The organism is Candidatus Saccharibacteria bacterium oral taxon 488 (assembly GCA_010202115.1).
Lineage (GTDB): Bacteria > Patescibacteriota > Saccharimonadia > Saccharimonadales > Saccharimonadaceae > Nanosynbacter.
This window is the reverse complement of record CP047917.1, coordinates 870509-881594: the sequence shown is the minus strand read 5'-3', so window position 1 is coordinate 881594 and position 11086 is coordinate 870509. Positions and strand designations below refer to the sequence as shown.

At 43.2% G+C, this 11086-nt stretch carries 7 protein-coding genes; all 7 read left to right on the top strand.

Translation table 11 applies throughout. The annotated features are described in order from the left end of the window. The first annotated feature begins 28 nt into the window (after positions 1–28). The 7 genes from GWK74_04760 (at position 29) to GWK74_04730 (ending at position 11082) form a co-directional block, all read left to right on the top strand. Positions 29–2134, top strand: coding sequence for a DUF262 domain-containing protein (locus GWK74_04760; GenBank protein ID QHU90784.1), 2106 nt, complete (start codon positions 29–31; stop codon positions 2132–2134). A 55-nt stretch (positions 2135–2189) separates the two neighbouring features. After that, positions 2190–2852, top strand: a complete 663-nt coding sequence (gene radC, locus GWK74_04755) for a DNA repair protein RadC (protein ID QHU90783.1) — start codon at positions 2190–2192, stop codon at positions 2850–2852. Positions 2853–2972: 120 nt separating this feature from the next. Then, positions 2973–4130 (top strand): Fic family protein, encoded by a 1158-nt coding sequence (locus tag GWK74_04750; protein ID QHU90782.1) that lies wholly within the window; start codon positions 2973–2975, stop codon positions 4128–4130. Positions 4131–4397: 267 nt separating this feature from the next. Further along, positions 4398–5978 (top strand): site-specific DNA-methyltransferase, encoded by a 1581-nt coding sequence (locus GWK74_04745; GenBank protein ID QHU90864.1) that lies wholly within the window; start codon positions 4398–4400, stop codon positions 5976–5978. Then, the gene (locus tag GWK74_04740; GenBank protein QHU90781.1) at positions 5978–6742 is read left to right on the top strand and encodes a hypothetical protein; all 765 of its coding nucleotides are present in this window, start codon (positions 5978–5980) and stop codon (positions 6740–6742) included. The genes GWK74_04745 and GWK74_04740 overlap by 1 nt, the downstream gene beginning before the upstream one ends. Continuing rightward, positions 6729–8333, top strand: a complete 1605-nt coding sequence (locus tag GWK74_04735) for an AAA family ATPase (GenBank protein ID QHU90780.1) — start codon at positions 6729–6731, stop codon at positions 8331–8333. Before GWK74_04740 ends, GWK74_04735 begins: the two co-directional genes overlap by 14 nt. Positions 8334–8337: 4 nt before the next feature. Next, positions 8338–11082 carry a DEAD/DEAH box helicase family protein gene (locus GWK74_04730; GenBank protein ID QHU90779.1) on the top strand — a complete coding sequence of 915 codons (2745 nt, stop codon included), beginning with the start codon at positions 8338–8340 and terminating at the stop codon, positions 11080–11082. Positions 11083–11086 lie beyond the last annotated feature (4 nt).

Below are 11086 nucleotides of genomic sequence, written 5' to 3'. Positions count from 1 at the left end.
GCAGCAATGAAGTAGTATAATTAGATATATGAAAGCGCTGCAAACTAACATTAAATTATTCTTATATACGCCAAACAAATTCTTTGAGATACCTAATTTTCAACGCCCTTATTCTTGGACAGCCGATAATGTCCAAATGTTTTTAGACGACCCTGAAGAGGTGAAGCGTGGAGATAAGAAACACTATTTTGGCAGTATCGTGTATATCAACGACGGCGACCGAAGTATCATTATCGACGGTCAGCAGCGTGCAACGACAGTTTTGCTGATGATCACTGCAATTTACCATTTAGCGTTAGAGTCACCTGAAAAGCTTAGACTGGTAGCCGAGCAAATCAAGGACGAATATTTATATAACAGATATGCAAAACAATATGATTCAGAGGAAAATCGGATTAAGCTTCGGGCAGTAACCACCGACAATAAAATATTTGAGAAAATATTTAGTCAGGCAGAACTGACAGAATATGAGAAGAAAAGTAATTTGTATAAATCCTACCTCCAATTCTACGACTACTTTAGAAATCGTGATCATTTAGAACAATATATTGATACGCTTGATGACTTCGAGATTGTCACGATTGTTCTAGACAAAGACGATGATAATCCGCAAAAAGTCTTTGAGAGCATCAATTCGACCGGCAAACCGTTGACAGATGGCGACAAAATCCGAAACTTCTCGTTAATGTTGCGCACCTCCGAAAAACAAGATTATGTTTTGACTAACTATTGGCAGTATATTGAAACATACCTAACCGATCCGCAGCGTGATGATATTACCGACTTCTTCCGTGTCTATTTGATTGCCAAGAACCAATCGGTCGTGAATACTGATAAGGTGTATCCAGAGTTTAAAAAAGCTTTTTCTAATAATATTTCTGATGATCAGTCATATGAATCGCTTGACGAATTTTACGGCGAGATTTTGAGAATACTAAAATATTATCGCTTTCTAAAGTTTGGCATAGACGAAAATAATGAATTTGCAAGACTTAGTTCGGTGGCATTTACAATGCGCTATCTGAGAATTGAAGCATTCTTTCCGTATGCCGTATCAGTCATGAAATATTGGCAAGATGGACATTTGTCTGATGATGAAATTGCTGAGGTGTTTGATGTGTTACGCGTCTACTTTTCGCGGCGTATCGTTATCAACTTATCGACAACAGGCTTAGGTAAATATTTCGCCGGATTACACAGAAGTATATTGTCAATTGCTGAGCAGGACAATGCCGTATATCTTGAAGTGCTGAAATACACCGTACTTTCAAAAAACAGGCAGATCCGATTGCCCCGAGATAATGAAATAGAAACAGCGATAAAAGCAAACTTTACCTATAATCAGCGCTCTTCCAATGTCATGTATTTGTTAACTGCGGTTGACGATGAGTCTAAGGACGTGTCATTGCTGAAACAGATTAATAACAAAGAGCTACACCTAACGATTGAACATATTATGCCGCAAACCATGACCAATACTTGGCGGGATGAGCTCGGTGACCGTGCCGATGAAATTCATGGCATATATTTGCATGGGCTAGCGAATTTGACATTGACGGGATATAACTCTGAATATTCAAACAAGAGTTTCCGGGAAAAGCGTGATATGCCAGACGGGTTTGCTGATAGCCCGCTTAAGATTAATAGGACTGTTGCTAAATATAGTACCTGGAATGAGAAGACTATACTGGAACGTCAGCAGTGGTGGATTGATAAAATAATTAAAATTTGGCCGCTGCCAACAAGTACGTTTGAACCGCCAATACTTGACACGAAAGTTAATATTTTCGACGATATTGATTTTACAGGCGCAGCGGTAAAAATATTCTATATCGGTGACGATTCTTATCCAGTAACGAGCTGGTCGCAAATTCTTGGCGTCTATTGTGAGTATCTGTACGACGAGAACCCTGATTTTACTGATCAGATTATGAATAGCGAAAAGACGAAAAATTGGATTAGTAATGATTCTAAAAGATTTTTTAATTCCGTAAAGATTCACGACACAGGGCTTGTGGTTGACGTAGCAACAAATACGAATCAAAAAATACGGCTCATGCGCGAACTGGCGGAGATGTTTAATGTTGATAAAATCTCTATCAATGTTGAATTGACAAAGCCGATTGAACAGTAGGTATGTGTGCGGTCTGACACTTTAGCTTAGTTGGGGTGCTTGCTATACTGTCTATATGAGAATCTCTGACCGTCATCCGTTGGATCGTCCCCGCGAGAAATTGGCGCGCTATGGTACGGCGCGGCTGAGCGACTTGGAATTGTTGATGGCGATTATCGGCAGTGGCAATGCTCGGGCGGATGTCGGTAAAATTGCGCGCGAGGTGCTGAAAATTGTGCGTCAAAAAGGCGGCGATGTTTCGTATGATGATCTGCATGGCGTAGTTGGCTTGGGTGATGCGAAAATTCCGGTGATTCTGGCGAGTTTGGAGCTGGCGCGGCGGTATTTGCTGGATAGCGACCAGCCAATCATTGACAGCCCAGAAAAAGTCGTCGAGCTGCTGGTCGACATTCGCGACAAAAAGCAGGAATACTTTGTTTGCCTGACGCTGGATGGTGCGAATCGTTTGATCGCCAAGCGGGTAGTGACTATCGGCACACTGACTGCCAGCCTAGTACACCCGCGCGAGGTCTTCGCCGACGCCATCGCCGACCGCGCGGCCAGCATCATCGTGGCGCATAATCATCCGAGCGGGAGTTTGGAGGCGAGTCAGGCTGATAAAGATGTCACGAATAGGCTAGCAGAAGCGGGAAAATTGCTCGGTATTACGCTTAATGATCATATTATTGTTACGAAAACTGACTATGTAAGCATTATCTATAAAAAGGATGAGCAGTAACTAACTATATAACAAAATGTTAAGAAATAAATTAACAGACTATGGAATATAACAGATTAATATGAGAGAAAAATGTTAAAAAGTGTTGACTGAAATTTAACAAACATATATAATGCAGGTATGAATCCTCTTAAATCTATCAACCCATCATTTAACTCAGAATTGGTGAGTGAACTATTTAATTTGGAGAAAATTCGCTATACCCATTTAGGGGGCACGACTCCGCCATGGCTATTCTTTGATTTGAGAGAGATTATGTACATATTAGAAAGTGTCGCGTCTGCTCGAATTGAAGGTAATCGTACAACGGTGGTTAGTGCCGCCATGGATTCATTGAGTAATGATGAAAAGCCCAGCGACGAAAACCTTCAAGAGCTTCGCAACATCAGGAAGGCGATAGATTTTATTGAAGAGACTTTTGATGGAGATGACAGTCAACAAATTACTCCTTCCTTTATTCGTGAAGTTCAGAAAATAGTTGTTACTGATTTAAAGCACGATGGTAGTAAGTGGCCTGGAGATTGGCGAAGTTGCTCAGTACATATTAAAAAAAGCGATCATGAGCCGCCAAATCATATAGAGATACCCCGGCTTATTCAGGAGTTATGCGACTATATTGCTGATGATAATGATAACAAAATGGATATTATCAAAATTGCTCTTGCACACCATCGACTAGCCGCAATACACCCATTTGATAATGGAAACGGTAGAACGGCAAGGCTTGTCACGTATGCGATGCTTATTAAGGCTAAATTTATCAACAAAACTATGCGGACTATTTTAAATCCTTCGGCTATTTTTTGTATGGATCGTCAAGAATACTATAATAAATTGGCTGCAGCAGACTCTGGCAAGGAAGAAGCATTAGAGGATTGGTGTCTATATGTCGCACGGGGCATAGCTAGTGAGATGGTCAGGGTGAATAAACTATTAGATCGTAATTATGCTGTGCCAAATATAATAGAGCCAGCATTAAAAAGCGCCCTTGATAGTCAATTTATATCTGCAGAAGAGCATGAGATTTTAAAGATAGCCATGCAAAAAGACCTAATTCAAGCACAAGACGTAAGACACCTATTTGGACCAACCGCCTCTGCTGCGGTGCAGACGTCTCGTGTTTTGACGAATATGAGAGACAAAGGATTGCTCATGGTTCATCCTGACTACCAAAAGAAGTACGTTATGAGGTTTGCTAATAACTATTTATTAAGAGATGTGTTGTTGGCTATGGATAGAAATGGTTTATTAGTAGTAAAAAATGAAGCAACGGAATAAAGAGAAAAAACGATGAACGGCTACAACGACAACATACATCAACAGCAAATTGACAAACTCCAACAGCTCTTCCCCGAGGCAGTCGCCGAAGGCAAAATCGACTGGCAGAAGCTCCAGGCGACTCTGGGCGAGGCGGTTGATTTGGGCGAGCGCTACGGGCTTGGCTGGAAGGGTAAGAGCGACGTCTTTGCCACCATCCAGGAGAAGACTGTCCAGACACTCCATCCCGACCAAGCGAATTCCGTCGATTGGGATACGACGGATAATATGTTTATCGAGGGTGATAACTTGGCGGCGTTGAAGATTCTCCACAAGGCGTATTATGGCAAGGTCAAGATGATCTATATCGACCCGCCCTACAACACCGGCAATGATTTTATCTACAACGATGACTTCAAGCAAACACGTCGCAGTTATGAGACAGAGGCGGGCATCACTGATGATGAGGGTAACGTTGTGCGGGATGACGGCTTGCGCACCAATACCGGCGGACATAAACACAGCAACTGGCTGAACATGATGTATCCACGCCTCTTCCTGGCTCGTAATTTGCTTCGCCAAGACGGCGTTATCTTCGTCTCGATCGACGACAATGAAGTCCACAACCTCCGCCTGATGATGAACGAGATATTTGGGGAGGAGAATTTTGTAGCTGATTTTATCTGGAAACATCGTAAGTCTAGTCAAAATGACACCGATGTTTCGCTATCGCATAACTACACTCTTTGCTATGCTCGTCGACGTGATGACTATAAACTTACGCCACTTGATATTGATGAGTCTAAATTTTCTAACCCAGACAATGATCGTCGAGGGGTGTGGGTCGCTGATCCATTTGATGCGCCAAATGTTCGAGAAAATCTAACATATCCGATAACGAACCCGGTTACGGGTGAGCAGCACCTCCCTCCAGGAGGGAGGCACTGGCGATTTTCTAGAGAGAAATTCGCCAGTGTCTTGGCGGACAATAGGGTTGTTTGGGGAAAGAATGGCAAGGGTCGTCCTCAGCTAAAACGTTTCCTGTCTGAAGCAAAAGAGAAGGGTAAAAATCCATTTACAATTTGGGATCATGTAGGGACGGCAACCGAAGGAACAAAAGAGCTAATGCGCCTATTCAATAACAAAAAGCTTTTTGATACACCAAAGCCCGTGTTGTTCTTGAAAGAAATTTTGAAAATTTCAACAGACAAAGATGACTCTGATGTTTGCTTAGATTTCTTTAGTGGATCAGGGTCGTTTGCTCATGCTGTTGCCGAACTTAACGCCGAAGACGGCGGCAATCGCCGCTGGATTTGTGTCCAGCTGCCTGAGCTGACTGACGAGAAGTCGGAGGCGTATAAAGCTGGCTACCGCACTATCGCGGACATTGCTCGTGAGCGCATCCGTCGGGCGGGCGTCAAAATCCGTGCTGACCAGGCGGACAAGCTAGCCTCTCGTGACGCTCCACTCGACCTTGGCTTTCGGGTGTATCGGGTGGATGATAGCAACTTCAAGCAGTGGAACGAGCTAGTTTCTGACCCAGAGGAGATTCGCCAGCAGGCGCTCGCTAACCTTGACCCTCTGGAGGAGGGTACGACTGACGACGACCTGCTAACCGAGCTCCTGCTCAAGCGCGGCATCTCGCCATTGGCGCAGGTTGAGCAGCATGATGACTTTTGCTTCATCCCGTCCGAAAAGCTAGTCATTTGCCTAGCGCACTCCATGACGGAGGAATTATTTGCGACCATCCTCGCCACCAAACCATCATCCATCATCCTCCTCGACCGAGCCTTCGGTGGCGACGTGAATCTAAAAGTAAACCTACTCCTCCAGGCCGAGCGTCAGGGTGTAGAGGGGGAGGTGGTGTGATGGCAGCTAGAAAGGATGATAGTAGCTTTTTGCAGCCCATATTATCTGTATTAGGGCTGATAATATCTAGTTTTAGTGCAATTGCACCATTATTTGCACAAGCACAACTATCGAAATTTTTTATAGACGATAGACTTAGTCTGCCAGCCTCTATAGTTAGCGTAGTTTTCGGTATACTTTTGAGTTGGTATTTGATTAGTATTAACGGATATATCAGTATATCTATTGGTATAAAAAAGGAAAGAGGGGCGGGATATCCACAGCCATGGAAAGAGATTAATAATAAAAACGTCATACCGATAGTATTGATAGTCTCAACGTTCTTATTTTTTACCTTCTTTGCTATTAGCCAGAGAACCGACTTCATTTGGGCAGTGGTGCAAGTAGTTATTTATGTTATATTTTTTACTCTTATAATAGGCACGTTTTCTCTGCTTATAGCACAAACAAAAAATCGATTCCAATGGGAGCAACAGATTGCGAACACAGGAAGTTTAGTGTATGAAACTCTTGAACGTAACGGTGCTGTTAATTCAGGAATACGTATCATACAAAATACCCAGGTGATAGACACTCAAGAGTTAATAGATCTGAATATAGATCCTCGCGAAAATTTCTTAACAAGGAGACTTACCGTAGAGACAATAAGTCAGAAGAGCGAACAGATGGTTGTTTTTATGTCACCAGACTACCAACAGTTAATAGCTACAAAACCTATGGATAACTATAAAGGAAATAAGACAAAAGAGAATGAAAATAACTAGAATAGAAATCAAGAACTTCCGTTCTATTGCTGAAGTAATTATTGAACCAAGTATGTTTAACGTACAGGTTGGCCAGAACAATCATGGTAAAACAAACTATTTTGAAGCATTAAACTGGTTTTTCTCTGGGTTTTCTACTAAAGATAAACCAGATACTATTTGTCGCAGGGGTACTAATTTAAAATCGATGTCTGTAGTAGTTACTTTTTCTGGTTTACAGGCTGCTATTGCTAATATGTCTAATGAGACAAAGAAAAAGGCTCTACAAAAAATATTTAACAACAACGAAGATGAGATTACAATAAAGCGTGAAGGTAGTGAGCCTAAAAAGCGTTTCCTGTTGACACCATCTGGAGAATGGTCTGATCCAATGGGGGCAGATAGAACTTGGGGTGACTTGTTACCTAAGCTGGAATATGTGAGCACACAAATAGCGGCACACGACATCAATGGATACAAGAAGAGTTCACCAATAGCAGAGATGCTGTCGGGGGTACTTGGTGCAATAATTGAGACGGATACTCAATACCAGGCGTTTAAAGAACAATTTACAAAACTATTTGGTGATAATGATTCTCCTGTTAGGGTAGAGCTAAATGCGCTTGGTAGTGCAGTACAAGGATATTTACAAAAGCAGTTCCCTGATGGGACAATGGTAAACTTTAATGTTGAAAATCCGATTTTTGAGGATCTACTAAAGAATTTTACCACTGAAGTTGACGACGGTGTGGTAACTTCGGCTGAAGAAAAAGGCGATGGTATGCAAAGAGCTTTGATGCTAGCTATTATTCAGGCTTATGCTGATTATAGGCGCGAGCGTGCGATTGCAAGGAAGTTTATTTTTTTGATTGATGAGGCAGAACTGCACCTACACCCAACAGCTCAGAGGGCACTAAAGAATGCATTAAAAGAAATATCCACAAATGGTGAACAGGTTTTTATAAATACTCACTCGTCTGTTCTGATCTCCGATGATGACCAAGATGAAAAAATATTTGAAGTAAAGAAGAATAACGGCGTTACTGGTATGCATGAAATTGAAGAACATTATAAACAATTCGTGGTTTTTGAATTGCTTGGAGGTTCTCCAGCTGATATTCTCTTACCTAAAAACTTTCTAATAGTTGAAGGTATAAGCGAATGCGCTTTTCTGGCAAGGATAGTTGATAGATTTTATCCAGGATACAAAGGAATTTTTATACTATCTGCTGAAGGTAATGAGGTTCAGCAGGGCCGTTCAATGAATATGGTAAGCAAGGCGTATATGCCAACGAAATTAATTTATAGGAATAGAGTTGTTATTTTGTGTGATAAGCCAGAAGGTAGAGAGGTTGATTTCGAACAATTTATAGACAGCTATAACCTCAAAAAAGACGAAGACTACTTTGTTCTCACACGGGCAAGCCTCGAAGAATATTATCCATCACCATGGAAGAAAAGTAGCGAAGAGACTAAAGAGTTAGGAAAGAACAGGGAAAAAGTTGTATTAGCTAAAAAGGTTGCAGAGGAGATTACGCAGGAACAGTTTGAGAAAGAGATGCCGCTTGTATTTAATGCTCTCCAAAAAGCAGCGGAGAGGGCGTTTGATTAGCTTTATGAAGCTCCACTTTGATCCCAACCAATCCTATCAACTCGACGCCATCAATGCGGTGGTGGATATATTTGCTGGGCAGCCAGCGGACAGTGACGATGCGACTCGCTATATGGATCAGGGTGGGCAGTTAAGCTTGGAAGCGACAATTGCTAGAGGGAATAGCTTGACGTTAGATATGGCGCAGATAATTGAGAATACGCATAAAATTCAAGAGAAAAATGGTATCGAGAAAAGCGAGGCTGAAGAAGGTGGCTTTAACTTGCCGATGACTTTTCCGCTAGAAATTAGTGAAAAATCTCTGAAGCACGGCATGAATTTCTCCATCGAGATGGAGACTGGTACGGGTAAAACGTATGTGTACTTGCGGACGATTCATGAGCTACATCAGTGCTACGGTTGGAAGAAGTTTATCATCGTGGTGCCGAGCGTGGCGATTCGTGAGGGTGTGCTGAAGAATTTAGCGATCACCAGGGAGCACTTCGCCGATCTCTACAACAAGCCGGAGATGGATTACTACGTTTGGGATAGTAAGAAAACCGGTCAGGCTCGTGAGTTTGCGACGAACGATACCTTGCAGATCATGGTAATTACCATTGATAGCTTTGCCAAGGCGCAGAATGTGATGAACAAGCAGAGCGATTATGGTCGGCCACTCGATTTCATCAAGGCCACTCACCCAGTGGTTATTCTCGACGAACCGCAGAATATGGAAACTGACATACGGCGGAATGCTGTTGCTAGCCTTAATCCGCTGTGCACGTTGCGCTATAGTGCCACGCATAAGTATCCGTATAATTTACTGTACCGTTTGACGCCAGTGGACGCTTATGATAAGGGGCTGGTCAAAAAGATCGAGGTGCATAGCGTCCAGAGTGAGGATAATTATAATGATGCGTATATCAATGTATTGTCGCTGGAGCGTCAGTCAAAGACTCGCTCATTCGCCAAGATAGAGGTGGATGCGAGTGATGAGTATGGCTTGCAACGCAAAATCATCAAGGTGTTCCCGGGCGATGATCTGGAGGCAAAGACGGGTCGTTTGGTCTACGCTGGCTACTATGTCGAGTCGATCAATCACGGTGATGATTGCGTCGAGTTTAGTAATGGTAAGGTAGTTTACGTTGGTCAGCGTGACGAAAGCCTACATGATGACATCATCAAGCGGCAGATTGAGCTGACGATTGATGACCACTTTGATAAACAGCGCCGACTGGGGAGTAGCGTCAAAGTGCTGAGTCTATTCTTTATCGATAAAGTCATGAACTATCGCGAATATACGGCGAACGGTATAGAGAATGGCAGATTCGCTAAGTGGTTTGAGGAAGCCTACAACAAGGTCTCGTCTAAACCAAAATATGCCGGCGTCATGGACAATTTATCGGCAAGCGAGGTGCACAATGGCTATTTTGCGGCAGACAAGAGTGGTCAGTGGAAGGACTCTCGCGACACCAAAGGCGAGGGTGGGCGGACGAAGGACGATGATACGGCGTATACCTTAATCATGAAAGATAAAGAAAGACTGCTGGATATAAATGAGCCGCTGCGGTTTATCTTTAGCCACTCCGCACTACGTGAGGGCTGGGATAATCCTAATGTATTTCAAATTTGTACGCTTAACGAAACGTCGAGCCAAATGAAAAAACGCCAAGAAATCGGGCGAGGACTGCGCTTGCCGGTGAATGTTGACGGACAACGAGTCTATGACGATAACGTTAATATACTAACGGTGATTGCTAATGAGAGTTATGCAGATTTCAGCCGTAAGCTTCAGACGGAGATTGAGGAGGAGACGGGCATTCACTTTGGTGGACGAATCAAAAATCGTGATGATCGGCGACCTGTTAGGTTTCAGAAATCACGGGCGCTTGACCCAGCATTTGAGGAGCTATGGGATAAGATTAAGCATAAAACGACTTATCGGGTGGCGATTGATACAGACAAGTTAGTGACGGAGGCGGCCAGTGAATTAGCGCAGGTCACTATTAGTAAACCCAATATCGCTGAGACAAAAACACTGATTGATCCTATGGGTAATGATAATGGCTTTATGGTGCGCGAGACTGGTTTCAACACGTATGCGGTGCGCCAAGCTGAGGTAAAGATGCCGAATTTATTAGCGGATATTCAGCGTCAGACACAAATGACTCGCCGGGTGATATTTGAAGTGCTTGATCAAGCGGGGATGTTTGCGCAGGTAGCTATTAATCCACAGCAGGTGATTGATGAAACAGCTCGGGCGATTAATCGGGTGAAGCAGCGTTTGGCAGTTGATGGCGTTAAATATCACAGGACAGGCGAGTATTATGACATGACGTTGTTTGAGAATGGTGAGCTACAGGCATACTTGTATGATGCGGCGATGAAGAGCGGGGCGATTGCAGTGGGCGACCAGACAAAAACCATCTACGACTACGTGGCGGTTGATTCAGAAGTTGAGCGAGAGTTCATGCGGTCGCTGGAGGATAATGCTGACGTTAAATTCTACATCAAGCTACCAGGTTGGTTTAAGATTGATACGCCAGTCGGCAAGTATAATCCAGATTGGGCTGTGGCGTTTGATGGTGATGAGCAGATTTACTTTGTGGCGGAGACGAAGGGGTCGGATGATATTAATGATAATCACTTGAGTTCTAATGAACGAGGTAAAATTACTGCCGCCCGCCAGCATTTTGCAGAAATTGACGTACCATATGTGGCGCCGGTGCGGAGTTTGCGGCAAGTATTGACTATGGTCAGAGATATCTAATGCT

Excerpts from the sequence above, each read along its gene's own strand:
- GWK74_04760 (QHU90784.1), top strand. The coding sequence starts at position 29 with ATGAAAGCGCTGCAAACTAACATTAAATTATTCTTATATACGCCAAAC.
- radC (QHU90783.1), top strand. The coding sequence starts at position 2,190 with ATGAGAATCTCTGACCGTCATCCGTTGGATCGTCCCCGCGAGAAATTG.
- GWK74_04750 (QHU90782.1), top strand. The coding sequence starts at position 2,973 with ATGAATCCTCTTAAATCTATCAACCCATCATTTAACTCAGAATTGGTG.
- GWK74_04745 (QHU90864.1), top strand. The coding sequence starts at position 4,398 with ATGTTTATCGAGGGTGATAACTTGGCGGCGTTGAAGATTCTCCACAAG.
- GWK74_04740 (QHU90781.1), top strand. The coding sequence starts at position 5,978 with ATGGCAGCTAGAAAGGATGATAGTAGCTTTTTGCAGCCCATATTATCT.
- GWK74_04735 (QHU90780.1), top strand. The coding sequence starts at position 6,729 with ATGAAAATAACTAGAATAGAAATCAAGAACTTCCGTTCTATTGCTGAA.
- GWK74_04730 (QHU90779.1), top strand. The coding sequence starts at position 8,338 with ATGAAGCTCCACTTTGATCCCAACCAATCCTATCAACTCGACGCCATC.